This is a genomic window from Modestobacter altitudinis (assembly GCF_005930475.1).
Taxonomy (GTDB): domain Bacteria; phylum Actinomycetota; class Actinomycetes; order Mycobacteriales; family Geodermatophilaceae; genus Modestobacter; species Modestobacter altitudinis.
Map to the genome: position 1 here is coordinate 1 of NZ_SJEW01000042.1, position 26,319 is coordinate 26,319.

At 72.7% G+C, this 26,319-nt stretch carries 22 protein-coding genes; 10 read left to right on the forward strand and 12 right to left on the reverse strand.

The window, feature by feature from the left end; translation table 11 throughout:
- Positions 1–207: 207 nt before the first annotated feature.
- The 4 genes from FHL79_RS15570 to FHL79_RS15585 all read left to right on the forward strand — a co-directional run bounded on the left by FHL79_RS15570 (position 208) and on the right by FHL79_RS15585 (position 5,795).
- Positions 208–1,866, forward strand: a complete 1,659-nt coding sequence (locus FHL79_RS15570; RefSeq protein WP_138759501.1) for an ABC transporter substrate-binding protein — start codon at positions 208–210, stop codon at positions 1,864–1,866.
- A 128-nt stretch (positions 1,867–1,994) separates the two neighbouring features.
- A complete protein-coding gene (locus tag FHL79_RS15575; protein ID WP_138759502.1) occupies positions 1,995–3,095 on the forward strand; it encodes an ABC transporter permease in 1,101 nt (366 codons plus the stop codon).
- Position 3,096: 1 nt separating this feature from the next.
- Complete coding sequence (locus FHL79_RS15580; RefSeq protein ID WP_138759503.1) at positions 3,097–4,110, forward strand: ABC transporter permease; 1,014 nt, start codon at positions 3,097–3,099, stop codon at positions 4,108–4,110.
- Positions 4,107–5,795 (forward strand): ABC transporter ATP-binding protein, encoded by a 1,689-nt coding sequence (locus tag FHL79_RS15585; protein ID WP_138759504.1) that lies wholly within the window; start codon positions 4,107–4,109, stop codon positions 5,793–5,795. The genes FHL79_RS15580 and FHL79_RS15585 overlap by 4 nt, the downstream gene beginning before the upstream one ends.
- Positions 5,796–5,827: 32 nt before the next feature.
- On the opposite strand, the gene FHL79_RS15590 is transcribed toward FHL79_RS15585, so the two are convergent.
- From FHL79_RS15590 to FHL79_RS15600, 3 genes are all read right to left on the reverse strand, one after another.
- A complete protein-coding gene (locus tag FHL79_RS15590) occupies positions 5,828–6,469 on the reverse strand; it encodes a winged helix-turn-helix transcriptional regulator (RefSeq protein ID WP_138759505.1) in 642 nt (213 codons plus the stop codon).
- A 5-nt stretch (positions 6,470–6,474) separates the two neighbouring features.
- Positions 6,475–6,909 (reverse strand): VOC family protein, encoded by a 435-nt coding sequence (locus tag FHL79_RS15595; RefSeq protein ID WP_138759506.1) that lies wholly within the window; start codon positions 6,907–6,909, stop codon positions 6,475–6,477.
- 118 nt (positions 6,910–7,027) lie between these two features.
- Positions 7,028–7,993: a pirin family protein gene (locus FHL79_RS15600; protein WP_138759507.1), complete on the reverse strand. Its 966-nt coding sequence runs from the start codon at positions 7,991–7,993 to the stop codon at positions 7,028–7,030.
- Positions 7,994–8,222: 229 nt separating this feature from the next.
- On the opposite strand from FHL79_RS15600, the gene FHL79_RS15605 reads away from it, so the two are divergent.
- Complete coding sequence (locus tag FHL79_RS15605) at positions 8,223–9,545, forward strand: glycoside hydrolase family 6 protein (protein WP_138759508.1); 1,323 nt, start codon at positions 8,223–8,225, stop codon at positions 9,543–9,545.
- Positions 9,546–9,578: 33 nt separating this feature from the next.
- Here the strand turns inward: FHL79_RS15605 and FHL79_RS15610 are convergent, their stop codons facing one another.
- The 7 genes from FHL79_RS15610 to FHL79_RS15640 all read right to left on the reverse strand — a co-directional run bounded on the left by FHL79_RS15610 (position 9,579) and on the right by FHL79_RS15640 (position 17,326).
- A complete protein-coding gene (locus FHL79_RS15610) occupies positions 9,579–10,544 on the reverse strand; it encodes a glycoside hydrolase family 88 protein (protein ID WP_138759509.1) in 966 nt (321 codons plus the stop codon).
- Positions 10,545–10,555: 11 nt separating this feature from the next.
- On the reverse strand, positions 10,556–11,269 hold the full coding sequence (locus FHL79_RS15615) for an SDR family NAD(P)-dependent oxidoreductase (RefSeq protein ID WP_171058182.1): 714 nt from the start codon (positions 11,267–11,269) through the stop codon (positions 10,556–10,558).
- The gene (locus FHL79_RS15620) at positions 11,266–12,663 is read right to left on the reverse strand and encodes a GH1 family beta-glucosidase (protein ID WP_138759511.1); all 1,398 of its coding nucleotides are present in this window, start codon (positions 12,661–12,663) and stop codon (positions 11,266–11,268) included. Before FHL79_RS15620 ends, FHL79_RS15615 begins: the two co-directional genes overlap by 4 nt.
- A 98-nt stretch (positions 12,664–12,761) precedes the next feature.
- Positions 12,762–13,862 (reverse strand): ABC transporter ATP-binding protein, encoded by a 1,101-nt coding sequence (locus FHL79_RS15625; protein WP_138759512.1) that lies wholly within the window; start codon positions 13,860–13,862, stop codon positions 12,762–12,764.
- A gap of 54 nt (positions 13,863–13,916) precedes the next feature.
- Positions 13,917–14,822, reverse strand: a complete 906-nt coding sequence (locus tag FHL79_RS15630) for a carbohydrate ABC transporter permease (RefSeq protein WP_138759513.1) — start codon at positions 14,820–14,822, stop codon at positions 13,917–13,919.
- 9 nt (positions 14,823–14,831) lie between these two features.
- Positions 14,832–15,821, reverse strand: a complete 990-nt coding sequence (locus FHL79_RS15635; RefSeq protein WP_138759514.1) for a carbohydrate ABC transporter permease — start codon at positions 15,819–15,821, stop codon at positions 14,832–14,834.
- Positions 15,822–15,991: 170 nt separating this feature from the next.
- A complete protein-coding gene (locus tag FHL79_RS15640) occupies positions 15,992–17,326 on the reverse strand; it encodes an extracellular solute-binding protein (protein ID WP_138759515.1) in 1,335 nt (444 codons plus the stop codon).
- A 207-nt stretch (positions 17,327–17,533) separates the two neighbouring features.
- On the opposite strand from FHL79_RS15640, the gene FHL79_RS15645 reads away from it, so the two are divergent.
- Genes FHL79_RS15645 through FHL79_RS15660 form a run of 4 tightly spaced genes read left to right on the forward strand, consistent with a single transcriptional unit; the run spans position 17,534 to position 22,140 of the window.
- Positions 17,534–18,553, forward strand: coding sequence for a LacI family DNA-binding transcriptional regulator (locus FHL79_RS15645; RefSeq protein WP_246080846.1), 1,020 nt, complete (start codon positions 17,534–17,536; stop codon positions 18,551–18,553).
- A gap of 49 nt (positions 18,554–18,602) precedes the next feature.
- Positions 18,603–20,279: a circularly permuted type 2 ATP-grasp protein gene (locus tag FHL79_RS15650; RefSeq protein ID WP_138759517.1), complete on the forward strand. Its 1,677-nt coding sequence runs from the start codon at positions 18,603–18,605 to the stop codon at positions 20,277–20,279.
- On the forward strand, positions 20,273–21,223 hold the full coding sequence (locus FHL79_RS15655; RefSeq protein ID WP_138759518.1) for an alpha-E domain-containing protein: 951 nt from the start codon (positions 20,273–20,275) through the stop codon (positions 21,221–21,223). Before FHL79_RS15650 ends, FHL79_RS15655 begins: the two co-directional genes overlap by 7 nt.
- Positions 21,224–21,228: 5 nt before the next feature.
- The gene (locus FHL79_RS15660) at positions 21,229–22,140 is read left to right on the forward strand and encodes a transglutaminase family protein (protein WP_246080848.1); all 912 of its coding nucleotides are present in this window, start codon (positions 21,229–21,231) and stop codon (positions 22,138–22,140) included.
- 72 nt (positions 22,141–22,212) lie between these two features.
- Here FHL79_RS15660 and FHL79_RS15665 read toward each other — a convergent pair whose 3' ends face one another.
- A complete protein-coding gene (locus tag FHL79_RS15665) occupies positions 22,213–22,887 on the reverse strand; it encodes a hypothetical protein (protein ID WP_138759520.1) in 675 nt (224 codons plus the stop codon).
- A 12-nt stretch (positions 22,888–22,899) separates the two neighbouring features.
- The gene (locus FHL79_RS15670) at positions 22,900–24,414 is read right to left on the reverse strand and encodes a hypothetical protein (protein ID WP_138759521.1); all 1,515 of its coding nucleotides are present in this window, start codon (positions 24,412–24,414) and stop codon (positions 22,900–22,902) included.
- A 37-nt stretch (positions 24,415–24,451) separates the two neighbouring features.
- On the opposite strand from FHL79_RS15670, the gene FHL79_RS15675 reads away from it, so the two are divergent.
- Entirely contained in the window at positions 24,452–26,305 is a 1,854-nt protein-coding gene (locus FHL79_RS15675) for an ABC-F family ATP-binding cassette domain-containing protein (protein ID WP_138759522.1), read from the forward strand.
- Positions 26,306–26,319 lie beyond the last annotated feature (14 nt).

The following is a 26,319-nucleotide window of genomic DNA, read 5'->3' on the forward strand; positions in this document are numbered from 1 at the left end:
GGCGGCGACTTCGGGGGCAGCGGCAGCTTCTGAGCGGCCCAGGTCACACCGGCGTCCGGCCGTGGTCACAACACGATCACAGCCTCATCCGCGCTTCTCACACCGTGGGACCGGTGTGTTAGTCATGGACTTCCGATGGCCACAGGCGGCTGCGGTGCTGCGCCTCTGTGCGCCCGCAGGCCGCCTCCCACGAGATCGAGGTAGCGGATGAACTCCGTGTCCAGGAACGGCCGGCGCACGCTGGTCGCGACAGCAGGCATCACTGCGGCAGCGCTCGTGCTGGCCGCGTGCGGCGGCGGCAGCGACGACGGCGACGGCGGCGGCTCGTCCGGCGGTGGCGCCAGCCTGACGATCGGCACCAGCGACAAGATCACCACGATCGACCCCGCAGGCGCCTACGACAACGGCTCGTTCGCCGTGATGAACCAGGTCTACCCGTTCCTGATGAACACCACGCCGGGCAACCCCGACGTCCAGCCGGACATCGCCGAGTCCGCCGACTTCACCTCGCCGACCGACTTCACGGTGACGCTCAAGCCGGGTCTGACCTTCGTCAACGGCCACGAGCTGACCTCCTCGGACGTCAAGTTCAGCTTCGACCGGATCCTGAAGATCAACGACGAGAACGGGCCGGCCTCGCTGCTGGCCAACCTCGCCAGCGTCGACGCCCCCGACGACACCACGGTCGTGTTCCACCTCAAGGTGGGCAACGACCAGACGTTCGCGCAGATCCTGTCCACCAACGTGGGCCCGATCGTCGACGAGGAGGTGCTGTCGGCCGACGCGCTCACCCCGGACGCCGACATCGTCGCAGGTGAGGCGTTCGCCGGCCCGTACACGATCACCAACTACGACCAGAACAACCTGATCTCCTACGAGGCGAACCCGGACTACCAGGGTGCCCTCGGCGCGCCGAAGACCGACCAGGTCAACGTCAAGTACTACGCCGACGCCTCGAACCTGAAGCTGGACATCCAGGAGGGCAACATCGACGTCGCCTTCCGCAGCCTCTCGGCCACCGACATCGACGACCTGCGCGGCAACGACAACGTGCAGGTCATCGACGGCCCCGGCGGGGAGATCCGCTACATCACGTTCAACTTCAACACCCAGCCCTTCGGCGCCACCACGCCCGAGGCCGACCCGGCCAAGGCGCTGGCCGTGCGCCAGGCCGTCGCCGACCTGATCGACCGGCAGGAGATCGCCGACCAGGTCTACAAGGGCACCTACACCCCGCTGTACTCCTTCGTCCCCGAGGGCCTGACCGGCGCCATCACCCCGCTGAAGGACGCCTACGGCGACGGCAGCGGTGGCCCGGACGTGGACAAGGCCAAGCAGCGGCTGGCCGCGGCCGGCGTGACCACGCCGATCGAGCTCAGCCTGCAGTACTCGAGCGACCACTACGGCCCGTCCTCGGGTGACGAGTACGCGCTGATCAAGGACCAGCTGGAGTCCAGCGGCCTGTTCACGGTGAACCTGCAGACCACCGAGTGGGTGCAGTACTCCAAGGACCGCGTCGCCGACGTCTACCCGGCCTACCAGCTCGGCTGGTTCCCGGACTTCTCCGACGCCGACAACTACCTGACGCCGTTCTTCCTGAACACGCCGGAGAGCACCGCGTTCCTGCAGAACCACTACAGGAACGACGCGGTGAACGCCCTCATCCAGCAGGAGGTGACGACCACCGACCCGGCCGCCCGTCAGCAGCTCATCGAGCAGGTTCAGACGGAGGAGGCCAAGGACCTGGCCACCGTCCCCTACCTGCAGGGCTCCCAGGTCGCTGTCGTCGGCAAGGACGTCAGCGGCACGGAGGACACGCTCGATGCGTCCTTCAAGTTCCGGTACGGCGTCCTGTCCAAGGGCTGATCAGCCGCACCTGGACGGATCGACACTGCACGTGGCCCCGGGTGACCCGCACGACGCGGGTCGCCCGGGGCTCCGCACGTCCGGCCCTGCCGCACCGGCCGGGGAGCCGTACTGATGGACTGGGAGCGATGACCACGACCACGACGGAGCTGACCGCCGGCTCCACCGACCCCACGGGCGACGCCCCGGCGGAGCGCAAGCGCGGCGGGGGAGGCTTCGGCAGCTACCTGCTCATCCGCTTCCTGCTGATCTTCCCCACGATCTTCGTCCTGGTGACGACCGTGTTCTTCCTGATGCGGGCCACCGGCGACCCGATCACCGCGGCCCTGGGCGGCCGGCTGCCGGCCGACCAGCTCGCCGAGCGCATCCACGAGGCCGGTTACGACCGACCGTTGATCAGCCAGTACCTCTCCTACCTGGGCGACATCCTGCACGGCGACTTCGGGACGACGCTGAGCGACCGCCGGCCGGTCACCGAGGTGCTGCGGACCTTCGGCGCCGCGACCCTCGAGCTCGCCGTCTACGCGTTGATCGTGGCGTTCATCGTCGGCATCCCGCTGGGCATGCTGGCCGCCTACTTCCGCGACCGGTACCCCGACGCCCTCCTGCGGGTCTTCGCGATCCTCTGCTACGCCACCCCGGTGTTCTTCGCCGGCCTGGTGCTCAAGCTGGTCTTCTCGGTGTGGCTGGACTGGCTGCCCGTCGCCGGCCGGGCGTCGACCGGTGCGGAGATCCAGCTGCAGACCCTCGACCACCCGACGAACATCTACCTGGTCGACGCGATCCAGACCGGGGACGGCGAGATCGTCAAGGACGTGCTGCAGCACGCCGTCCTGCCCGCGGTCGCGCTCGGCCTGCTCACCGCCGGCATCTTCCTGCGGCTGGTCCGCACCAACGTCATCGGCACGCTGGGCTCGGGCTACGTCGAGGCGGCCCGCTCCCGCGGGGTCCCGGAGTCCCGGCTGCTGCGCAAGCACGCCTACCGACCGGCGCTCATCCCGATCATCACCGTCATCGGCCTGCAGATCGCCGTCCTGCTCGGTGGTGCGGTGCTCACCGAGACCACGTTCGAGTGGAAGGGCCTGGGCTTCCAGCTGGCCCAGTACCTGACCGCGCGCGACTTCGTCGCGGTGCAGGGCATCGTCGCCGTCCTCGCGGTCATCGTCGCCGTCACGAACTTCATCGTCGACGTCATCGCCGCGCTCATCGACCCCCGGGTGAGGTACTGAGATGGCCACCGCGACCACCGTGGCGACCCCGACCCGGAAGACCTGGCGTCGGCTGCCGATCGTCAAGCAGGTCCGGCAGAGCGTCGGCCTGCAGCGCGGCATGCTCCTGGCCGGGCTGGTGCTGACCGGCGTCTTCGTGCTCACCGCCGTGTTCGCGCCGCTGCTCGCGCCCTACGAGTACGACCAGCTCCGCGACGCCGCCGGCCCGTTCGGCGCCCAGGCGCACCCCTCGGGCAACCACCTGCTCGGGACGACGGTCGGCGGCTACGACGTGCTGTCCCGGGTCATCTGGGGCACCCGGACCGCGCTGGCCGTCATCGTCATCGCCGTCCTGCTGTCCATCGTCGCCGGCGTGCTGCTCGGCCTGGTGTCGGGCTACTTCGGCGGATGGCTGGACCGGGTCCTGGTCGTGGTCTGCGATGCGGTGTACGCCTTCCCCTCGCTGCTGCTGGCCATCATCGTGGCGATCGTCATCAGCGGCGGGCAGTCCAGCCTGATCGGCGGCGTGATGGCGGCCGCGATCTCGATCACGGTCGTCTTCATCCCGCAGTACTTCCGGGTGGTCCGGGCCGAGACGGTGCGGATCAAGTCCGAGGCGTTCGTCGAGTCGGCCCGGGTGATCGGCGCCAGCAACTGGCGGATCATGGTCCGGCACGTGCTGCGCAACGCCACCCGCACGCTGCCGCTGATCCTCACCCTCAACGCCTCCGAGGCGATCCTCACCCTCGCCGGCCTGGGCTTCCTCGGCTTCGGGATCCAGCCGACGGCGGCGGCCGAGTGGGGCTTCGACCTCAAGCAGTCCCTCGCCGACGTCTCCAGCGGCATCTGGTGGACGTCCATCCCCCCGGGAGTCGCGATCGTGCTGACCGTGCTGGGCCTGACCCTGGTCGGCGAGAGCCTCAACGACCTGGCCGACCCGCGGCTGCGCAGCCGCCGGGCGGCGGACGGGCCGCCGCCGGCCGGCACCGTGGAACCGGGTGGCGCCGTGGTCAACAGTGCGGGGTACGTCGCGTGAGCACCGTCGTCGACATCAGCGACCTGCAGATCTCCTTCGCCACCGACGCCGGCACGGTCGACGCCGTCTCCGGGGTCAGCCTGCAGGTGCAGGCCGGTGAGGTGCTGGCCATCGTCGGGGAGAGCGGCAGCGGCAAGACCGTGACCGCGCGCAGCATCCTCGGGCTGCTGCCGGAGACCGCTCGGGTGCGCGGCGCCGTGGTGCTGACCAGCAAGGACGGCCGCGACTCGCAGGACGTCGTCCCGCTGCGCGGCTCGGCGCTGCGCGAGGTGCGCGGTGAGGACGCCGCGATGGTGTTCCAGGAGCCCTCGACCTCGCTCAACCCGGTGTACCCGGTGGGCTGGCAGATCATCGAGGGGCTGCGCGCGCACGGGAAGCTCAGCCGCAAGGAGGCGCGGGCCAAGGCGGTCGACGTGCTGCGCCGGGTCGGCATCCCCGACCCCGAGGAGCGCATCGACCACTACCCGCACCAGTTCTCCGGCGGGCAGAAGCAGCGCATCGTCATCGCCCAGGCGCTCGTGCTCGACCCCGGCGTGATCATCGCCGACGAGCCGACGACGGCGCTCGACGTCACGGTGCAGGCCGAGATCCTCGAGCTGCTGCGCCGCTGCCGGGACGACTTCGGCGCCGCGATCGTGCTGATCACGCACAACATGGGCGTGGTGGCCGACCTCGCCGACCGGGTCGCGGTCATGTACCAGGGCGAGATCGTCGAGCAGGCCGACGTCCGGACGCTGTTCAGCGCCCCGCAGGACCCCTACACCCAGCAGCTGCTGGCGGCCGTGCCGCGACTGGGGCAGGGTGTCGAGCACACCCGGGAGCGGGCGGCGCGGCGCACGCCGGGCTGGGCAGAGGCGGCTCCGGTCGTCGAGGCCCGCGACCTGCGGATCGTCTACCCCGGGCGGCTGCGCAAGCCGGACTTCACCGCGGTGGACGGCGTCAGCTTCTCGATCCGGCCGGGCGAGGTGCTCGGCCTGGTCGGCGAGAGCGGCTCCGGCAAGTCGACGATCGGCCGGGCCATCGCCGGGCTGACCAAGGTCTCCGGCGGGTCGCTGCAGGTGCTCGGCACCGAGATGAACGGGTTCAAGGAGCGCGCGTTCCGGCCGGTGCGCGAGCGGATCGGGTTCGTCTTCCAGGACCCGGCGTCCAGCTTCAACCCGCTGCTCACCATCGCCGACGCCGTCGCCGAGCCGCTCGTGGTGCACAAGCGGGCCAAGGACCCGCGCGCCGCCCGCGCGCGGGTCGACGAGCTGCTCGAGGCGGTCCAGCTGCCCCGACACTTCGGTGACCGCTACCCGCACGAGCTCTCCGGCGGGCAGCGCCAGCGCGCCAGCCTGGCCCGCGGGCTCGCGTTGCAGCCGGAGCTGCTCATCGCCGACGAGCCCACCTCCGCCCTCGACGTCTCGGTGCAGGCCCGGGTGCTGGAGCTGTTCGACGAGCTGCAGAAGGAGCTGGGCTTCGCGGCGTTGTTCATCAGCCACGACCTGGCCGTCGTCGACCTGCTGGCCGACAAGATCGCCGTCCTCTACCGGGGCGAGCTGGTCGAAGAGGGCACGGGTGCCGAGGTGCTCGGTGCGCCGGAGCACCCGTACACCCAGCGGCTGCTCGCCTCCCTGCCGGTGCCCGACCCCGACGAGCAGGCCCGCCGCCGCACCGAGTGGAACGCCCTCCGCACCACCGACTGACAGCGGCCCGCACCGGGCGCCTGGGCCCGATGTCAGGCGGCCAGGTGGAAGGTGCTCGCGAAGCGGTCCAGGAGGACACCGCGTCCGCGCAGCACCTCGACCACGCCGGTCGCGATCGCGCGAGCCGGGGCGAGCTCGCCGGAGATGACCCGGTGGATGCCCGGACCCGCGGCGAAGGCGAGGTCGGCCGGCCCGTCCCCGCGGGTCACGTCCAGGGTGGGGCCCGCCACCCGGATGAGCAGCTCGGCGGGACCGATCTGTGCTGCGTAGGCGGTCGCGGGCAGGTCGGCGGCCACCTCCGGCCGGAAGGCGGTGCGCAGCGAGATGGTCATCGAGTCGGGGGTCAGGACCTGCTCCTCCCGCGGATCGCCCATCGCCTTGAACCCCCACGCGCCGAGCGCGAGCACGACCGGCTCGAGCTCGCGGCCGTAGGGCGTGAGCTCGTAGACGACGACCCGGGAGCGCGGCGCCCGCCGGAGGACGCCGGCCTCCTGCAGTTCCTTGAGCCGCGCCGCCAGGATGTTGCTCGGGATGCGGGGGAGACCCGCGGCGAGCTCTCCGTAGCGGCGCGGCCCGACGAGCAGGTCGCGGACGATCAGCAGGGCCCAGCGCTCGCCCACGAGCTCCAGGCCCCGCGTGACGCCGTCGTACTGCCCGTACTCGCGTGCGGCCACCGACCTCAGGCCTGCTGCTGCGTGACGGCCTCGGGACCCTTCTCTGCGGCGACCGGGTCCATCCAGCCGAACTCGAGGACGTTGCCGTCGGGGTCGGTGACCTGGCGCTGGTACATGAAGCCGTAGTCCGAGGCGGGGCGCGCCTCCGTGCCGCCCGCGGCGAGGCCGTGGGCGACGGTCGCGTCGACCTCCTCCCGGCTGTCGAGGAAGATCGCGGTCGACACCGACGGGCTCACCGCCGGGTCGCCGATCGGCAGGTCGGTGAAGGTCTGGAAGAACTCCCGCACCAGGATCATGAAGTAGCTGTGACCGTCCTCGACGACGACGCAGGCGGCGTTGTGGTCGGTGAACTGTGGGTTGATGGTGAAACCGAGCGCCGTGTAGAACGCCTTCGCGCGCTCCAGGTCGGTCACCGGCAGGTTGACGAACATCGCGGTCATCGTGGGTCTCCCTCTGGCGGGCTCGCTCTGTGGACCACCTCACACTTGCAATAGACAAGTGCGGCGTCAAGGCCCTCGGCCACGACGTCGTCCCCACCCCCGTCGCCGGGAGTGGGTGTCAGCGCTCCCGTCCGCGGGCCTTCAAGGGGAGTGGCGGCAGGGCGGGGGCCGGCAGCCGGTAGCCGTCGAAGCCGGGGACGTCGTCGAACCGGTCGCCGGCAGCCCAGGCGTCGGCGTACTCGGCGATCTCCTCGCCGGACCGACCGACGAAGTTCCACCACATGACGATCCGCTCCTCGAACGGCTCGCCGCCCAGCAGCAGCAGCTGCGCCGGCGCCTCGGTGCGCACCCGCACCGTGCGCCGTCCGGTGCCGAGGTAGAGCATCGCGCCCGGGGTCAGCGGCACGCCCTCGACGTCGGCCGCCCCTGATGCCACCAGGACGGCGTGCTCGAAGTCCGGCTCCAGCGGCAGTTCGACGTCGGCGCCCGCGGTCAGCGCGAGGTCGACGCCGACCAGCGGGGTGTGTGCGGTCCCCGGGGAGGCAGCGCCCCCGATCGACCCCATCAGCACGGTCGCCCGCACCCCGTCGGAGGCGAACCCCGGCAGCTCGGTGTGGTGCTCGAACGCCGGGGTGGTGTCCCGGACGCCGTCGGGCAGCGCCACCCACAGCTGGGCGCCGTGCAGCAGCCGCGGGTGTTCGGCGGGGGACTGCTCGGCGTGCGCGATCGCGTGGCCGGCGGTCATCAGCGCGAGCTCCCGCGGCCGGATGACGACGTCGCTGCCCAGCGAGTCGCGGTGGTGCACCTCCCCCTCCAGCAGCCAGGAGACCGTCTGCAGCCCGGTGTGCGGGTGCGGCAGCACCTGCATGCCCGCCGAGATCCAGACGTCGTCGGGGCCGTAGTGGTCGACGAACGCCCAGGCGCCCACCAGCCGCCGGCCCAGCGTGGGCAGCAGCCGGCGCACCTGGGTGCCCTCGCCGAGCAGCACCTCCTTGCCCGGGAGCAGGTCCAGCGCCGGCCGTGCCGACGTCGCGGCCAGGCCGCCCAGCTCGCGCGCGCCGGGACGCGGCTCGAGGTTGCTCATGCCCCGATCCTGCCCGTGCCGGCCGTGACCGCGGACCTCCCCGCGCACCCGCGTCGCGGCTTCCGGCGACGCGCCGGTGTTCCGGAACGACTTCTTGTCATGTGCCACGGGAGCGTGCATGGTGTGTAAACGCTCTCACTCACTGTGTGCAGTCGTTCCGACGCCGTGCGCGACTGCGAGGGCGCCCTGCGGCATCGCGGCCGTGGGCACCATCGACGACAGGACGACGATGACCTCGACAACCCGCCGCGGGCGTGCGGCCCTGGTCGCCGCCACCGCGGCCCTCGCGCTCGGCCCACTCGCGCTGGCCGGCCCGGCAGCCGCCGCACCGGCCCCCACCACCGACGCGCCGGCGCTCACCGCGGGCACCCGGTTCTTCACCCCGCTGCCGGACCGGGGAGCGGCGCAGCAGGTCATCGACCTCGGCCGGCAGCACCGGTTCGCCGACGCCGCGCTGATCGCCCGGGAGGTGGCCACGCCGCAGGCGGTCTGGTTCACCGACGGCACGCCCCAGCAGGTGCAGCGGGAGGTCCGCCGGACCGTGCTGGAGGCCAAGGCGGTCAAGGCGGTCCCCACCCTCGTCGTCTACAACGCCCCGGGCCGCGACTGTGCCCAGTACTCCGCCGGTGGCGCTGCCAGCCAGGCGGACTACGAGGCCTGGGCGGACGGCTTCGCCCGGGGCCTGGTGGCCACCACGCAGGTGGTCGTCATCATCGAGCCCGACGGCCTGTCGAACCTGCCCAGCGACTGCGGGGTCGCCTACACCGGCGACCCGCAGAACCCGACGGACGCCGAGCGGATCGCGGAGATCCGGTACGCGGGCGAGGCGATCGAGAGGGCGAACCCGAAGGCGCTGGTCTACCTGGACTCCGGGCACAGCGGGTGGCACAGCGTCGCGGACTCCACCGCACGACTGGACGCAGCCGGCGTCTCGGAGTTCGCCGGCTTCTCGCTGAACGTCTCCAACTACCAGTGGACGGCGAACCTCTCCCAGTACGGCACCTGGGTCTCCGAGTGCCTGGCCCTGCACCCCGACGCCGAGACGACCACGCCGACCGACTGCGGCGACCAGTACTACAGCGGCGGCCCGACGAACGGCTTCGTCGGTGGTGCGCTGGACCCGATGGCGGTCTGGAGCGACACGGCTCCCGACCCGACGGCGAACACGGCCGGCATCAACAGCCGCTACGCCCAGGAGCTGGCGACGGCAGGAGCCACCCCGACGGCGCGGTTCGTGCTGGACACCAGCCGCAACGGCCAGGGCCCCTGGGCGCCGGCCGCCGGCGTGACGTACCCGGACCCGCAGACCTGGTGCAACCCGCCTGGCCGGGGCCTCGGGCCGCAGCCGCAGGCCCGGCCGGACGCCGCCTTCCCGCAGCTGGACGCCTACCTGTGGATCAAGACGCCGGGCCAGTCCGACGGTCAGTGCAACCGCGGGATCGCCGGCAGCGCGACTGACCCGGAGTGGGGCGGCATCGTCGACCCGGCCGCTGGTGCCTGGTTCCCGCAGCAGGCCCTGCAGTTGGCCCAGCTGGCCGCGCCCAGGGGCTGATCGCCGCACGGCCTGGTCGACCGGGGCGCCGCATCAGCCCGATGCGGCGCCCCGGTGCCGTCCGCGCAGCCAGCTCCGGTGGGCGGAGTCGGCCAGCAGCAGGAAGGCCTGGGCCTCGGGGGAGTGGCCGGGCCGGTCGAAGTGGGGTGCCGCGCTGGCCCCGGTGACCCGGCCGAGCGCGTCGAGGCGGCCGACCACCGAGCCGAGCAGGTCCTCGCCGACCCGGCCGTGGCCGGCCGGCAGCCAGCCCTCGGTGGCGCCGGTCAGCGCGGCCCAGGCCAGCATCGAGGCGACGTTGGTGTCGGCCGGGCCGGAGGGGTCGTCGAGCACGTCGCCGAACAGCCCGTCGGGACGGCGCCGGCGCAGGCAGGCGTCCAGCAGCTCCCGGACCTCCGCGGCGACCGCCGCCCCCGCCCGGCCGGGCAGCTCCCGCACCGCCCGGGCCAGCCCGGCGGCCACCCAGCCGTTGCCGGTGCCCCAGGCGCGGGCGTCGGCGAGCGTGCCGGAGTCCTCGTCCCAGCGGGCCGACCACAACCCGGTGCCGGGGTCCCGCAGCCGGGCGCGGTGCCCGTCGAGCTGGGCGACCGCGGCGTCGGTCTCCCCGAGCGCGGCCAGGTAGGGCACCACCATGTAGACGGTGTCGGCCCAGACCTCGCGGCTGCCGAGCAGGTGGAACAGGGTGCCGTCGGCGGCGCGCGGCGCACCGGTGCGCATCCAGTCCCGCTGCCGGGCAGCCGCGGCCGCCAGCCCGGGGTCCCCGGCGGCGAGCCGGTCGACGAACAGGCCGACCGCGGCGCTGTTGACCGCGCACACCGGGTCGAGCTCGGCGAGCCGGCCGTCGGGGAGCTGGCGGGCGACCGCGTCGTCCACCAGCACACGGAGCACGGCCGCCCTGCCCGTCTGCTCGAGCACGGCGGCCGTGACCCCTTGTTCCCAGGAGTGGCGCTGACCGACCAGCAGGGCGGCCAGCACCTGCTCGCGGCGGTCGTCGTCCAGCACCGGTCGGTCGCTCAGAACGGGATCTCGACGCCGTCCTTGAAGAACCGGCCGGTCACCGAGGTCGGCTCGGCCAGCAGCGCCATCGCGCCGAAGGCGCTCTCCTCCACGGTGCCGGGCGCCTGGTCGCCGCCCAGACCGGTGCGCACCCAGCCGGGGTCGAGGGCGTTGACCGCGACCTGCCCGCGCAGCTGCGCGGCCTGCATCAGCACGAGCCCGTTGAGCGCGTACTTGCTGACCCGGTAGCTGCCGATGCCGGGCTCGGCCATGCCGGCGACCGTGCCCGCGCCGGAGCTGACGTGCACGACCTGCGGTTCCTTGCCGGCCCGCAGCGCCGGGAGCAGGGCGAGCACCAGCCGGTGCGGGGCGACGAGGTTGACCGCGAGGGTCTCCTCGAGGGTGCCGGCCGGCTCGTCCTCGAACCGCTCGTCACGGGCGAGCATCACCCCGGCGTTGTTGACCAGGACGTCGAGGGCTCCCCACCGCTGGTCCACCACGTCGGCCAGCCGGCCCGGGGCCGCCGGGTCCGTGAGGTCGGCGACCACCGGGACGAAGGAGCCCGGCCCGTCGGTCGCGGCACGCGCGACCTCGTCGAGCAGCTGCTCGTCCCGGGCGGTGCCGATGACGTCCGCGCCGGCCCGGACCAGCCGTCGGGCGACGGCCCGGCCCACGCCGCGGGAGGCGCCGGTCAGCAGCACCCGACGGCCGGTCAGGTCGGCGCCGGTCACGCGCCGTCCCGGTGCTGGCGGAGGACCTCGGCGTAGGCGTGGGCGCTGTCCTTCGGCGTGCGCACCTGGGTCTCGTAGTCCACGTGCACGATGCCGAAGCGCTGGTCGTACCCGCGGGCCCACTCGTAGTTGTCCAGCAGCGACCAGGCGAAGTAGCCGCGGACGTCGGCCCCGGCGTCGATCGCCTCGGTCATCGCCGCCAGGTGCCGCAGCAGGTAGTCGACCCGCTCGGGGTCGTGGACCGCCCCGTCGGCGGAGACCTGGTCCGGCCACGCCGACCCGTTCTCGGTGATGAACAGCGGCAGGCCCGGCGCCAGGTCGCGCAGCCGGAGGAGCAGCTCGGTGAAGCCCTCGGGGTTGATGCCCCAGCCCATCGTGGTGGTCGGGCCCTCCGGCTCGAGGTCCTGCACCCGCTCCGCGCCGATGAACGGGCTGGCCTTGCCGGTGGGCTCGGCGACGGCCTGCACGACGGACCGGAAGTAGTAGTTGACGCCCAGCCAGTCCAGCGGCGTGGAGATGACCGCCAGGTCGCCGTCCTCGATCGGCAGCGGCGCGCCGGCCGCGGCCAGGTCCTCGGCGACGTCGGTCGGGTACTCGCCGGTGACGATCGGCACCAGGAACATCCGGTTCTGCTGCCCGTCCAGACGGCGGGCGGCGTCGACGTCGGCGGGGGAGTCGGTGGCCGGCGACATCGGCGTGAAGTTCAGCGTGATGCCCAGGTGGTCCGCGCCCTTGTCCCGCAGCACCTGGGTGGCCAGGCCGTGCCCGAGCAGCAGGTGGTGCACCGCGCGCGAGGCCTCGACCGCGTTCTGGTGGCCGGGGGCGTGCTGGCCGGCCATGTAGCCGAGCAGCGAGCTGCACATCGGCTCGTTCAGGGTCGACCAGTGCGGCACCCGGTCGCCCAGGGCGTCGTAGACGATCCCGGCGTAGTCGGCGAAGCGCAGCGCGGTGTCCCGGTCGGCCCAGCCGCCGCGGTCCTGCAGCGCCTGCGGCAGGTCCCAGTGGTAGAGCGTCAGCCAGGGGGCGATGCCGGCCTCGAGCAGCTCGTCGACCAGCCGGCGGTAGAAGTCCAGCCCGCGCTGCTCCACCGCGCCGGCGCCGGTCGGGACCACCCGCGGCCAGGCGACGGAGAACCGGTAGGCGTCCAGCCCGAGGTCCTTCATCAGCGCCACGTCCGTCGGGTACCGGGTGTAGTGCTCGACGGCGACGTCGCCGGTGTGGCCCAGGTGGGTCTTGCCCGGGGTGTGGCTGAAGGTGTCCCAGATCGAGGGCCCACGGCCGTCGACGTCCACCGCGCCCTCGATCTGGTAGGAGGCGGTCGCGGCGCCGAAGGTGAAACCGGGCGGGAAGGACAGGCCCGTGGCGGTGTCCGGGCGCACGTCGGTGGAGGTCATGGCTGTGTGGTGCTCCTTGAAGTCTGGGTCACGTGGTGGCGGCCCCCCTGCAGGGGGGCCGCCGCGAGCTTTCGAGCGGTGGGGAGCAGGGGGGTCCTTCAATCGACCCGCTGCTGGGTCGAGGCGTCGAACACGTGCAGTGCGCCCTCGCGGACGCCGAGCCAGAGCTTCTGCCCGGCTGCGGCGGCGCTGCGGGGCTCGGTGCGGACGACGACGTCGGAGGGGTGCAGGACGTCGTCGGTCTCCTCGTCGGCCAGCTTCGTGTACAGGAAGGCGTCCGAGCCGAGCTGCTCCACGACGTTCACCAGCACCGGCAGGCCCTGGCCGGGGCCGACCAGGTGCATGGCCTCCGGACGGAAGCCCACGGTGACCTGCCCGTTGCCGGCCGCGGCGCGGGCGAGCTGCTCGCGCGGCACCGGCAGCACCGCACCGCCGACCCGGACCCCGCCCTCGACGGCCTGGCCGGTGACCAGGTTCATCGCCGGGGAGCCGATGAAGCCGGCGACGAACACGTTGGCCGGGCGGTCGTAGAGCTCACCGGGGGTGTCGCACTGCTGCAGCACGCCGTCCTTGAGCACCGCCACCCGGTCGCCCATCGTCATGGCCTCGACCTGGTCGTGGGTGACGTACACGGTGGTGGTGCCCAGTCGCTTGACCAACGCGGCGATCTGGGTGCGGGTCTGCACGCGGAGCTTGGCGTCGAGGTTGGACAGCGGCTCGTCCATCAGGAAGACCTGCGGGGAGCGCACGATCGCCCGGCCCATCGCGACCCGCTGGCGCTGGCCACCGGACAGCGCCTTGGGGCGGCGGTCCAGGTACTCCGACAGGTCGAGGATCTTCGCGGCCTCGGCGACCCGGCGGGCCCGCTCGGCCTTGTCCACCCCGGCCAGCTTCAGCGCGAAGCCCATGTTCTCCCCGACCGTCATGTGCGGGTAGAGCGCGTAGTTCTGGAACACCATGGCGATGTCCCGGTCCTTGGGCGGGCGGTCGGTGACGTCGCGGTCGCCGATCAGCACCGAGCCCGCGTCCACCTCCTCGAGCCCGGCGAGCATCCGCAGCGAGGTGGACTTGCCGCAGCCCGAGGGCCCGACGAGGACGAGGAACTCGCCGTCGGCGATCTCCAGGTCCAGGGCGTCGACCGCCGGCCGCTCGGCCTTGGGGTAGATCCGGGTGGCCTGGTCGAAGGTCACGGTGGCCATGTCAGGCACCTCTCGTAGCGGGGGAGGGGAGGGAGGTCGGGCCTGCGCAGGAGGTCATCCCTTCACCGCGCCCTGCATGATGCCGCCGACGATCTGCTTGCCCAGGATCGTGAAGACGATGAGGACGGGCAGCGTGCCGAGCAGGGTCCCGGCCATGATCACCGAGCGCTGGGGGACGTAGCCGGAGCCGAGCCCGGCCAGCGCCACCTGCACCGTCGGGTTGGCGTTGGTCAGCGCGATGAGCGGCCAGAAGAACTCGTTCCAGGCGGTGAGGAACGTCAGCATCGCCAGCACGGCCATCGCCGGCCGGGCGACCGGGACGACGATCGACCAGAAGATGCGGAAGGTCGACGCGCCGTCGACGCGGCCGGCCTCCAGCAGCTCGTTCGGCAGCGCCGAGATCAGGAACTGGCGCATGAAGAAGACACCGAAGGCGCTGACCAGCGTCGGGAGGATGACCGCCTGCAGCTGGTTCACCCACTGCAGGTCGGCGATCATCATGAACAGCGGGATCACCGACAGCTGGGTGGGCACCATCATCGTGCCGATCACCAGGGACAGCAGCAGCCCCTTGCCGCGAAACTGCAGCTTGGCGAAGGCGAACCCGGCCAGCGTGCAGAACAGCACGGTGCCGACGGTGATGCTGCCGGAGACCAGGACCGAGTTCAGGATCGCCTTGCCGATCGGCGCCTGGTCCAGCGCCGCCCGGAAGTTGTCGAACAGGCTCGCGTTCGGCAGGAACGGCGGCGGGGTGGCCGCGATCTCAGCGTTGGTGTGCGAGCCCGCGACGACGGTCCAGTACAGCGGGAAGATGGACACCAGCGCCGTCAGGGTGAGCAGCGTGTAGGTGACCGGTCCGGCCTTGCCGGACCTGCCGCCCCGGCCGCCGCGGCGGTCGGGGCCCTTGCTCACCGGCTGGACGGCGGTGGTCTCGGTTCCGGGGAGAGCGATGGTGGCCATGCCGGTCTCCTACCGGTCGGCCCGGGAGCGGAGGCGGCCGATGACGGCGTTCAACCCCACGATCACCAGGATGATCATGAACATGGCCCAGGCGGTCGTGGCTGCCTGCCCGATGTGGAAGTTGCTCCAGCCCTGCTGGTACATCAGCAGGCCGAGCGTCTGGTACTGCCCCGAGGAGCCACCGGAGGTCGTGCCGTTGCCGGCGAACAGCAGCGGCTCGCCGAACAGCTGCACCGCGCCGATGGTCGAGACGACGACGGTGAACAGGATGGTCGGGCGCAGCGACGGGATCGTGACGTTGAGGAACTGCTTCCACCGGCTGGCGCCGTCGATCTCGGCGGCCTCGTAGAGCTCTCCGGGGATCGACTGCATCGCGGCCAGGTAGATCAGGGCGTTGTAACCGGTCCAGCGCCAGGTGACGATCACCGCGATCGCGACCTGGCTGCTCCAGGTGCCGCCCTCCCAGTCGATCCGGTTGAGCCCGACGGCCTCCAGCGCGGTGTTGATCAGGCCGTAGTCGCGGCCGAAGAGCTGGGAGAAGACCAGCGTCGCGGCGGCGATGCTGGTGGCGTAGGGCATCAGCATCACGGTGCGGAAGAAGGTGCGGTGCCGCAGCTTGTAGTTCAGCAGGTGCGCCAGGCCCAGGGCCAGGCACAGCTGGGGGACCGTGGCGAGGATCCCGATGGTGAGGGTGTTGCGCGCCGCGTTCCAGAAGAACTCGCTGGTGAGCAGGTTGCGGTAGTTCTCCAGCCCGACCCAGGTGCCGCCGTCGATGTTCGACAGGCTGGTGCGGTGCAGTGACACCCACGCGGTGTAGACGAACGGGTAGAGGCTGAACGCGCCGAAGACCAGGAAGAACGGCGCCACGTAGGCGTAGCCCCACCGGTTGCGGGTGAGCGTGGTCCGGCGGCGGGCCGGCGTGCGGTCGGGGGCGGCCGGCGCGGCGGCCGGGGGCGAGGCGGTCTGCGCCTCACGGGAGCTCTGGCTCGCGATGGTCATGCGGGGCCTCGAGGTGATCGGGACGGACGGACCGAGGACGTCCCCGGGGGCCGGAGCGGGCCGGGGCTGCGGATCAGGGTTGCCGGGCGGGGCCGGGCGACCGGTGCAGGTGCCCGGGAGCGGGAGACGCTCCCGGGCACCGCGTCCGGTGACGTGTGCCGAGCGTGAGCTCAGCCGCCGATGGCCTGCTCCGAGGCCTTGATCGCATCCTGCAACGCGTCGTCGGGGTCGGTGCCGTTCGACGCGATGTCCGTCAGCGCCGTGGTGAACGCCTCCTGGATCTGGGTGTCGTACGGGCCGATCGGCGTCCGCTTGATGTTGGCTGCCGCGTCCCCGAAGATCTGGCCGGTCGGGGCGTCGCTGAAGTAGGCGTTGGTGGCGTCGACCACCGCGGGGTCCTCAGCGGCCTGCGGGCTGGACGGGAAGTGCGCCGCCTCGACGAAGGTCTTCACCTGCTGCTCGGGGGCGGTCAGCCACTCGACCAGGTCCTTGGCGGCCTCGACGTTCTTGCCGCTGGAGGGCACGCCGAGCCACGAGCCACCCCAGTTGCTGGAGGACTCGCTGGCACCGGGCAGCGGGGCGATGTCCCACAGGCCGGCGCCGGCGTCACCCATCTGGGAGTTGATGTAGCCGAGCATCCACGCCGGGCAGGCGATGGTGGCGAAGGCGCCGTTGGAGAACGCCGCGTTCCACTCGTCACCGAACTGGGAGAGGTTGGCGGTCAGGCCCTCGGCGGCCGCCGTGCTGGCGTAGCCCCACGCCGACTCGACGCCGGAGCTCTCCGCCGGGATCGGGTTGCCGTCCTCGTCGTTGTAGGCCTCCTCGCCCTGGTAGACCGAGGAGGAGAAGATGCTCGCCGGGCTGTCGACGAAGGCGCTGCCGGCCGGCTTGGCGGGTGAGGCCTGGTACTGGCGGGCGACGTCCAGGTACTGGTCCCAGGTCGACCAGAGCTGGCCGACCTGCGCCCGGTCGGTCGGGAGACCGGCCTGCCCGAAGAGGTCCTTGCGGTAGCACATGGCCTGCGGGCCGACGTCGGTGCCGAGGCCGACGACCTTGCCGTCCTCGGTGGAGGCCTGGCCCCACTTCCAGTCGTAGAAGTTGGCCTCGAGCTCGGCGGCGTCGTCCTCGGCCGCGAAGTCGACGAAGGCGTCGGAGTGGTTGGCCACGACGTCGGCGATGAAGCCGATCTCCAGGCCCTGGATGTCGTCGAGACCGGAGCCGGCGGCCAGCCGGGTCTGCAGCGACTTGTAGTACGCGGCGGACTGGGCGACGTTGTTCTGCTTGATCGTGACGTTGGGGTGGAGCTTCATGTACTCGTCGTAGAGCCCGGCGTTGTCGAAGTCCATGGTGCCGAACGTGCCGACGGTCAGGGTGACCGGAGCGTCGGGGTCGTAGCTGGCCGCTGCGTCGTCGCTGCTGTCGTCCGAGCCACCGCACCCGGCGGTCAGCAGGACGGCGGCCAGGGCCGCGCCGAGCGCCGCCTTGCCCCTCATCGAATGGAACATCAGACCTCCTGGGTCAGGCCCGGGACGGGTGCTCCTGTGCACCGTCCGTCGGGGGCGTGAGAACGCTCTCACGGCCGTGCAGCACAGAGTGGTGTGGACCACAGGAAGCTGTCAAGTAACAGCTGCGTAACGCCTCGGGACTGTTGGAAAGCGCTCTCACAGGGCACCATGAGACCTCCGCCGAACCCCAGGAGAGCCATGACCGACATGAGCACACGGCCGGCGTCACCGACGCTGGACGAGGTGGCCGTGCTCGCCGGCGTCTCCCGGGCGACGGTCTCGCGGGTCATCAACGACTCCCCGCGGGTGAGCCCCGAGGCGCGGCAGGCGGTGCAGGCCGCCGTCGCCGAGCTGCGCTACGTGCCCAACCGGATGGCCCGCAGCCTCGTCACCCGGCGCACCGACACCATCGCGCTGGTGCTCAACGAGCCCAACACCCAGGTCTTCTCCGACCCCTTCTTCGCCAGCATCGTGCGCGGGGTGTCGGCCACGCTGGCCGACACCGACCTGAACCTGGTGCTGCTCACCGCCCAGGACGAGCGCGAGCAGCAGAAGGTCGGGCGGTACGCCCGGCAGGGCCACGTAGACGGCGTGATCCTGATGTCGGTGCACAGCGAGGACCCGCTGCCCGACATCCTCGCCGAGGCCGGGGTGCCGCTGGTGCTGTGCGGCCGGCCGTTCGACGACCGGGAGGTCGCCTACGTCGACGCCGACAACCGCGGTGGCGCCGTGACCGCGACCGAGCACCTGCTCGGCATCGGCCGCCGCCGGGTCGCCACCGTCACCGGCCCGCTGGACATGATCGCCGGGGTCGACCGGTACGCCGGCTACTGCGCCGCGCTCATCGAGGCCGGGCACGAACCGCGGCCTGAGCTGATGGCCGAGGGCGACTTCACCGAGGCCGGTGGGCAGCGGGCGATGGACGAGCTGCTGACCCGGGTCCCGGACCTCGACGCGGTGTTCGTCGCGTCGGACCCGATGGCCGTCGGCGCCCTCCGGGCGCTGCGCGCCGCCGGACGGCGGGTGCCCGAGGACGTCGCGGTGGTCGGCTTCGACGACGCCGCCGTCGCCGAGACCTGCGACCCGCCGCTGACCACTGTGGCCCAGCCGCTGGCCGACATGACCCCGCTGCTCACCGAGCTGCTGCTCCGGCAGATCGACGGCGTCGGTGGGCCGGCCGAGTCCCGCGTCGTCCGCACCCACCTGGTCCACCGCGCCACCGCCTGACGGAGGCGTCGAAACGCGCGGGACACACGTCCTGTCTAGGTTCGTCGCCATGGCGGACCTCTTCGACGGCTACCCCCTCGGGCGGCAGTGGGACGAGATGTTCGAGGCCCCCGCCCAGCCCCGCCCGCCGTACACCGGTCTGTACAGCTCGCTGCAGCCGATGTCAGGGGAGGAGCTGGCGGCCCGGGCCGACGTCCTCTCGCAGACCTACCGCGACGCGGGGGTGACCTTCGCGCACGCCGGTGAGGAGCAGCCGTTCCCGCTGGACATCGTGCCCCGGGTGATCGGCCCCGAGGAGTGGTCGCTCATCGAACGCGGCGTGGCCCAGCGCGTGCACGCCCTCGAGGCGTTCCTCGCCGACGTCTACGGCGCCGGGCAGGTGTTCACCGACCGCGTCGTCCCGCGCAGCGTGGTGACCACCAGCGCGCACTTCCACCGCGCCGCGCACGGCCTGGTGCCGCCCAACGGCGTCCGGGTGCACGTCTCCGGGATCGACCTGGTCCGCGACGAGGCCGGTGACTTCCGGGTGCTGGAGGACAACCTCCGCTCGCCGTCCGGCGTCAGCTACGTCATCACCAACCGGGCCGCGATGAGCCAGGTCCTCCCGGAGCTGTTCGGCGACCACCGGGTGCAGCCGGTGAGCGACTACCCGAGCAGGCTGCTCGCCGCGCTCAAGGCCTCCGCCCCCACCGGCGTGGGCGACCCGACCGTCGTCCTGCTCACCCCCGGCGTCTACAACTCCGCCTACTTCGAGCACGCGCTGCTCGCCCGGCAGATGGGCGTCGAGCTGGTCGAGGGGCGCGACCTCGTCTGCTCCGGCGGTCAGGTGAGCATGCGGACGACGGACGGCCAGCAGCGGGTCGACGTCATCTACCGCCGGATCGACGACGAGTTCCTGGACCCGGTGCACTTCCGCTCCGACTCGGTCATCGGCTGCGCCGGGGTGCTCAACGCCGCCCGCGCCGGCTGGGTGACCATCGCCAACGCGGTGGGCAACGGGGTCGCCGACGACAAGCTGCTCTTCACCTGGGTGCCCGACCTGATCCGCTACTACCTGGCCGAGGAGCCGGTGCTGGCCAACGCCGAGACCCACCGGCTCGACGACCGGGACACCGTCGAGTGGGTGCTGTCCTCGCTCGACCAGCTGGTGCTCAAGCCGGTCGACGGCTCGGGCGGCAAGGGCATCGTCATCGGTCCCCGGGCCGACGAGCGCACGCTGGCCGAGCTCGCGGTCAGGGTGCGCGCCTCCCCGCGGGACTGGATCGCGCAGGCGCCGATCGGGTTGTCGACGTCCCCGACGCTGATCAACGGCCGGATCGCCCCCCGGCACGTCGACCTGCGGCCGTTCGCGGTCAACGACGGCAACGACGTCTGGGTGCTGCCCGGCGGGCTGACCCGGGTGGCGCTGCCGGAGGGGGAGCTGGTGGTCAACTCCAGCCAGGGTGGCGGGTCCAAGGACACCTGGGTGCTCACCCCGCCGCGACCGGCCGCCGAGCCGGCTCCCGAGCACGACGTGACCCTGATCGAGTTCACCACCGCCGACCTGCCGGACGAGCCACCCGCGCAGGACCCCGGCCCGCCCAACGACAACGCGCTCGCCCAGTCCCAGCAGCAGCAACAGTCGAAGGACCCCGTCCCTCTCAGCCCTCGCAAGCTCGGGCCGAGCCTCCGGACGGGGCCGGCGGCTGGTGGCGATGCGCAGGTCGGCGGTGGTTGGTCGTGCTGAGCCGGATCGCGGAGTCGTTGTTCTGGATCGGCCGGTACGTGGAGCGGGCCGACGACACCGCCCGCATCCTCGACGTGCACACCCAGCGGCTGGTCGAGGACCCGTGGATCGACGAGCGGCGGGCCTGCGCGAACCTGCTGGCGCTGATGGGCGCGCCCTGCGCGGAGGAGGACGCCGACACCGAGCGGGTGCTGGCCACGCTGGCCTTCGACCGGTCCAGCCCCAGCTCGATCACCGGGGCGCTGTCCGCGGCCCGGGAGAACGCCCGCGGTGCCCGCGAGGTGCTGTCGGCGGAGATCTGGGAGTCGCTCAACGTCACCCACAACGCCCTCCCGCAGCAGCGGACGATGGCCCGCCGGTACGGCCCGCACTCGCTGTTCCGGTTCGTCCGGGAGCGCTCGGCGATGGTGTTCGGGCTGGCCGACGCCACGATGAGCCGCGACGAGAGCTGGCTGTTCCTCATCCTCGGCCGCTCGCTGGAGCGGGTCGACATGACCGCCCGGATGCTGTCCACCCGCGTGCTGGCTGGGGACGCCGCGCCCTCCTGGACGCTGGTGCTGCGCTCGACCGGCGCCTACGAGCCCTACCTGCGCACCTACCGCGGGGCGGTGAACTCCAGCCGGGCCGCCGAGTTCCTGCTGCTGGACCGACTGTTCCCCCGCTCGGTGTTCGCCGCGCTGGAGCAGGCCGAGGGCTGCCTGGCCGAGCTCGAACGGGCCAACGTGCGCGAGGGGCACCGGGTCGGGGTCGCCGGCGAGGCGCACCGGATCGTCGGCCGGGCACGGACGATGCTGGAGTTCATGCAGACCGACGAGATCCTGGCCAAGCTGCCCACCCGCCTCGACGAGCTGCAGCGCACCTGCTCGCTGGCCAGCGAGGCGGTCACCAGCCGGTTCTTCACCGAGCAGGCACCCCAGGTCTGGGTGCCGGAGAGCGTCGGGTGACGGGCGTGCAGTCCCAGCGCCAGGTCCAGTCCGGGCAGTCCCAGACGCAGACCGGTCCGCCGCGGGTGTCCAGCGACCGCTGGCGCCTGCAGGTCGTGCACCGCACCCAGTTCCGCTACGGCGGCCCGGTGCGCTCCTCCTACAACGAGGCGCGGATGACCCCGGAGAACAGCAGCCGGCAGACGACGCTGCGCTCACGGGTGGAGATCGAGCCGGCCGCGACCGTGCACGCCTACCGCGACTACTGGGGCTCCACGGTCACCGCGTTCGACACCCACGGCCCGCACACCGAGCTGGTGGTGAAGGCGACGTCGGTGGTCGAGGCCGGGCCCGAAGCGCGGCTGCTCGACCCGGTGGACTGGGCCGCGCTCGCCGAGCCCGACGTCCTGGACCGGTTCGGTGAGTTCCTGCGTCCCTCCCGGCTGACCGCGATGGACGAGCCGGTGGTGGCCCGGGTCCGCGAGGTGGTCGGTGACGCCGGCCCGCGCGAGGCCGGCCACCTGGTCTGCCGGTTCGTCCACGAGCACATGGCGTACCTGACCGGCTCGACCAACGTGAAGACCAACGCGATGCAGGCCTGGACCTCGGGCAAGGGCGTCTGCCAGGACATCTCGCACGTCTCCGTCGGCCTGCTGCGCGCCCTCGGGCTGCCCGCGCGCTACGTCTCCGGCTACCTGCACCCCAGGCCCTCGGCGCAGATCGGCCAGGCGGTGACGGGGGAGAGCCATGCCTGGGTGGAGTGGTGGGACGGCGGCTGGTCGGGCTACGACCCGACCAACGTGGTGGAGATCGGCACCCGGCACGTGACGCTGGCCCGCGGCCGGGACTACACCGACGTGCCGCCGCTCAAGGGCATCTTCTCCGGGCCGAGGAGCGAGGGGTCGACGGTCACCGTGGAGGTGACCCGGCTCGCTTAGCCGGGGGCACCCTCCCGCGGGACGACACGACCCCCGGACCGCCAGGCGGCGGCGCGGGGGTCGGGCGGTCGGTCAGGTCGGATCCGGGTCCAGGTTCCGCCGGGGGACGCCGGCGGTGTCCTCGGGCGGCGTCATCGGCGGGGACCAGCCGGTGCGGTCGGGGACGTGGGTCCGCCAGCCGTCCCGGCGGCCGAGTACCCACGCCTCCCCGAGATCGGTCCGCTGGCCGTCGGCCCGCAGCTCCGGCCACCCGCAGCCGGCGGCGACGCAGGCCACCGCCCAGCCCACCTTGGTGGCCACGCCGCGCCGGCGGAACGCCGGGGCGACGTAGACCTGGCGGACCAGGCCGGTCGCGGCGTCCCACCGCAGAGCACCCACCTGGTTGCTCCAGTCGATGGCCAGCGCCTGGAAGCCGGCCGGGTCCAGCACGTCGCCCTCGGCCCGGTCGGTCGTGGAGAAGGCGACCAGGTCGACCTCCGACGTCGTGCCGGGTGCGGGGAGGACGACGTACCAGAGCACCGGTGCCCCGGGGACCGCCTCGTCGGCGAGGAGCACCCGGGAGGGCACCAGGCCGGGGCCGGCCTGGTGGACCTCCGCGACCCAGCCGGTCGGCCGGCGGACCGGTGGCGGGAGCGCGACCACCGTCCCGTCGGCGAACTCCGCGCTGGCCACGCCCACCGTCACGTACCCCGGCTCACCGGGGACCTGGTGGACGGCGTACCAGAGCGACTCCAGGCCGTTGGGCATCGACGACCTCGCTCAGGCGGAGCGGCGCCGGGCGGCGACGGTGACGGCTGCCGCGCCGGCGGCCAGCAGGCCACCACCGACGGCGAGCAGCGGCAGGACGTCGGTCCCGGTGTAGGCCAGGCCGCCGCCGGAGGTGCTGGACGCGGCGGTCACCGTGAAGGTCGCCTCAGCGGTGATGCCGCTGGTGAGCCCGGTCATCTCGACCGTGTGGGTGCCGGCCTCGAAGCCCGCGGGGACGGCGAAGGTGAAGGTCGCGACGCCGTTGCCGTCGGCCTGGACGGTGCCGAGGTCGACCGGTGTGGAGTGCAGCACGCCGTGCACCCTCTCGTTCGGCTGGAACCCGCCGATGCTGATGGTCTGGGTCTTGCCGGGAGCGATCGAGGCGACGGCGACCGACTTCGCCGCCGGGGTGCCGGCCGCCGGCGTGTTGGTGACCGGCGCGCTCGTGGTCGGCGGAGCCGGGGTGGTGACCGGCGTACCCAGCGCGAGGCGGACGGGCGTGTCGCGCTCCGGCAGGGAGGTGGCGATCCCGACCTCGAGCGTCAGCGGGACGGTCGGGGCGCTGGACCGGAACAGCGTGTAGGTGCCGGGCTGGTAGATGCCGGAGAAGGTCGCGTTCCCGGAGCCGTCGGTGGTCACCGTGGTGAAGGAGTCCTCGTCCACGCTCGCCAGGGTGAGCACGTCGCCGTCGGGGTCACCGTCGTCCTCGTAGACGCAGTTCCAGTCGGCGACGGTGCAGAGGCGGAACTCCTCGCCGGCCGGGCCGCCGGAGATCCCGATCTGCCGGTAGCCGTGCGGGGCGACCAGCGGCACCGTCACCGAGCTGAACGGGTTCTCGCTGCCGAAGACGGGGTCGATCGAGCCGGTGCCGACGCTGCTGTGGCCCTGGGTGCTCACGGTGGCGCCCGGCAGCAGCAGCACGTGGCCGGAGTCGGGCCCCTGGACGAGGGTGAGGGTGTAGACCGAGTTCGCCGGGATGTAGGCCAGGTCCGAGTTGATGATCGACTTCGGGATCGTCGAGCTGCTCGGGAAGACGCATCCGTAGGCCTCGAAGGTGCAGGTGGCCTCCGCCGTCGAGGGGGCACCGCTGAGCGTGCTGTAGGTCAGCGTCACCTGGGCGCCGGTGGGGTCGATCTCCTCGGAGTCGATGCCCGAGCCCTGCGGGGCCTGCAGCTCCGGGTAGAGCTTGCCGGTGCCGTAGTCGGCGCCGGGCAGCGTGACGGCCGGCTGTGCGTCCGCCGAGGTCGTCGGCGCCGCCGGGACGGCCGGGGCGGTCGTCGTGGGCGCGCTCGTCGCGGGGGACTCGGTGGCGGTGGCCGGGGCGTCCGTGGCCGTGGCGGTCGGCTCAGGCGTCAGGACGGTGGTGGGCGTGGGGGGCGTCGTCGCCGGCGCCGTCGTCGTGGGGTCGGTGCTGGAGGTCGGGGCGGCGGTCTCCTCGGCCAGTGCGGCCGTCCGCCACTCCTGTGACGACTGGGTCGGCTGCGACGGCAGGGGCGCCCGGGGCGCTGCCGGGACGCTCGGCGGCATGGGGGAGAATGGCCGGGATGAGCGCTGGACCGCCCCGATGAGCGCACCGCTGAACCTGGTCAACCTCGAACGGGTGCACAAGGCCCACGGGACGACCGTCATCCTCGACGACGTCTCCCTCGGCGTCGCCGCCGGCGAGCGGATCGGTGTCGTCGGCCGCAACGGCGGCGGCAAGTCGACCCTGCTGGGGGTGCTGACCGGGAGCCAGGAGCCCGACTTCGGCCGGGTCACCCGCCGCGGCGACCTGGCGATGGGCGTCCTGGACCAGACCGGCACGCTCCCGCCCGGGACGACGGTGCGCGACGTGGTGCTGCCCACCTCCCGGTTCGCCGAGGAGCACGAGTGGGCCGGTGACGCCGCCGTCCGCTCGGTGCTCACCGGTCTGGAGCTGGACCGGATGGGGCTGGACTCACCGGTCGCCCCGATGTCCGGCGGCGAGCGCCGCCGGGTCGCGCTGGCCGCCCAGCTGATCCGGCCGCTGGACCTGCTGGTGCTCGACGAGCCCACCAACCACCTGGACGTGGAGGGCGTCGCCTGGCTCGCCGGGTACGTGAAGGCGCGCGCCGGCGGGCTGGTGGTCGTGACGCACGACCGGTGGTTCCTCGACGAGGTCTCCACCACCACGTGGGAGGTCGCCGACGGGCAGGTGCACGCCTACGAGGGCGGCTACTCCGCCTACACGCTGGCCCGCGCGGAGCGCTCCCGGATCGCGTCGGTGACCGAGGAGCGGCGGCTGAACCTGGTCCGCAAGGAGCTGGCGTGGCTGCGCCGCGGTCCGCCGGCCCGCACCAGCAAGCCCAAGTTCCGCATCGAGGCGGCCCAGGCGCTCATCGCCGACGAGCCGCCCGCCCGGGACACGATGGCACTGGCCGGCTTCGCCGCCCGGCGGCTGGGCAAGACCGTCTACGACGTCGAGGACGTGACGTACACGGTCCGCGGCCGCGGGGACGTCGACGACGACCCGGGCGGTCCGGCCGACCCCCGAGGCGCCGAGGCGCGCACGCTGTTCGACCACCTCACCTGGCACGTCGGTCCGGGCGACCGGATCGGCATCGTGGGCGTGAACGGCGCGGGCAAGACCTCGCTGCTCAGGCTGCTGGTCGGTGAGGTGCAGCCGGACGCCGGCGACGTCGTCGTGGGGCAGACGGTCGCGCCGGCCTACCTGTCCCAGCACGTCACGGAGCTGCCACCGCGGTCCCGGGTGCTGGAGGCCGTGCAGGACGTCGCCCGGATCGCCAGGATCGGCAACCAGGAGATCTCGGCGTCCACGCTGGCCGAGCGGTTCGGCTTCGCCGCCAACCGGCAGTGGACTCCGGTCGGGGACCTCTCCGGCGGTGAGCGCCGCCGGCTGCAGCTGCTCCGGCTGCTGATGGCCGAGCCGAACGTGCTGCTGCTCGACGAGCCGACGAACGACCTGGACATCGACACGCTGACCGCGCTCGAGGACCTGCTCGACAGCTTCCCCGGCACGGTGCTGGTGGTCAGCCACGACCGCTACTTCGTCGACCGGGTCTGCGACTCGGTGGTCGCGCTGATGGGCGACGGGTCCGTCGCCGCGCTGCCCGGCGGGGTCGAGGAGTACCTGGCCCGGCGGGCGGCGGGGGAGGCGGCGCTGCCGTCCGCGGGTGCGGTGACCTCGCCGGGCAGTCAGGCCGCGTCACCGGCCCGCAGTGCGGCGGACGTGCGCGCGGCCCGCAAGGACGCCTCCCGGCTGGAGCGCCGGATGCTCAAGCTGGACGCCGACGAGAAGGCGCTGCACGGCAAGCTGGCAGCAGCCGCGGCCGACTACGCGAAGGCGGCCGAGCTCGACGCCCAGCTGCGGGCGGTGCAGGCGGAGAAGGAGCAGGTCGAGCTGGACTGGCTGGAGGCCGCCGAGGTCGCCGAGAGCTGACGACGGACCCCACC

What these genes read in the sequence shown, in the direction of transcription:
- FHL79_RS15605 (WP_138759508.1), top strand. Translation starts at nt 8,223, where the DNA reads ATGACCTCGACAACCCGCCGCGGGCGTGCGGCCCTGGTCGCCGCCACC.
- FHL79_RS15630 (WP_138759513.1), bottom strand. Translation starts at nt 14,822, where the DNA reads ATGGCCACCATCGCTCTCCCCGGAACCGAGACCACCGCCGTCCAGCCG.
- FHL79_RS15625 (WP_138759512.1), bottom strand. Translation starts at nt 13,862, where the DNA reads ATGGCCACCGTGACCTTCGACCAGGCCACCCGGATCTACCCCAAGGCC.
- FHL79_RS15600 (WP_138759507.1), bottom strand. Translation starts at nt 7,993, where the DNA reads ATGAGCAACCTCGAGCCGCGTCCCGGCGCGCGCGAGCTGGGCGGCCTG.
- FHL79_RS15670 (WP_138759521.1), bottom strand. Translation starts at nt 24,414, where the DNA reads ATGCCGCCGAGCGTCCCGGCAGCGCCCCGGGCGCCCCTGCCGTCGCAG.
- FHL79_RS15620 (WP_138759511.1), bottom strand. Translation starts at nt 12,663, where the DNA reads ATGACCTCCACCGACGTGCGCCCGGACACCGCCACGGGCCTGTCCTTC.
- FHL79_RS15640 (WP_138759515.1), bottom strand. Translation starts at nt 17,326, where the DNA reads ATGTTCCATTCGATGAGGGGCAAGGCGGCGCTCGGCGCGGCCCTGGCC.
- FHL79_RS15675 (WP_138759522.1), top strand. Translation starts at nt 24,452, where the DNA reads ATGAGCGCACCGCTGAACCTGGTCAACCTCGAACGGGTGCACAAGGCC.
- FHL79_RS15645 (WP_246080846.1), top strand. Translation starts at nt 17,534, where the DNA reads ATGAGCACACGGCCGGCGTCACCGACGCTGGACGAGGTGGCCGTGCTC.
- FHL79_RS15595 (WP_138759506.1), bottom strand. Translation starts at nt 6,909, where the DNA reads ATGACCGCGATGTTCGTCAACCTGCCGGTGACCGACCTGGAGCGCGCG.
- FHL79_RS15635 (WP_138759514.1), bottom strand. Translation starts at nt 15,821, where the DNA reads ATGACCATCGCGAGCCAGAGCTCCCGTGAGGCGCAGACCGCCTCGCCC.
- FHL79_RS15580 (WP_138759503.1), top strand. Translation starts at nt 3,097, where the DNA reads ATGGCCACCGCGACCACCGTGGCGACCCCGACCCGGAAGACCTGGCGT.
- FHL79_RS15650 (WP_138759517.1), top strand. Translation starts at nt 18,603, where the DNA reads ATGGCGGACCTCTTCGACGGCTACCCCCTCGGGCGGCAGTGGGACGAG.
- FHL79_RS15665 (WP_138759520.1), bottom strand. Translation starts at nt 22,887, where the DNA reads ATGCCCAACGGCCTGGAGTCGCTCTGGTACGCCGTCCACCAGGTCCCC.
- FHL79_RS15575 (WP_138759502.1), top strand. Translation starts at nt 1,995, where the DNA reads ATGACCACGACCACGACGGAGCTGACCGCCGGCTCCACCGACCCCACG.
- FHL79_RS15570 (WP_138759501.1), top strand. Translation starts at nt 208, where the DNA reads ATGAACTCCGTGTCCAGGAACGGCCGGCGCACGCTGGTCGCGACAGCA.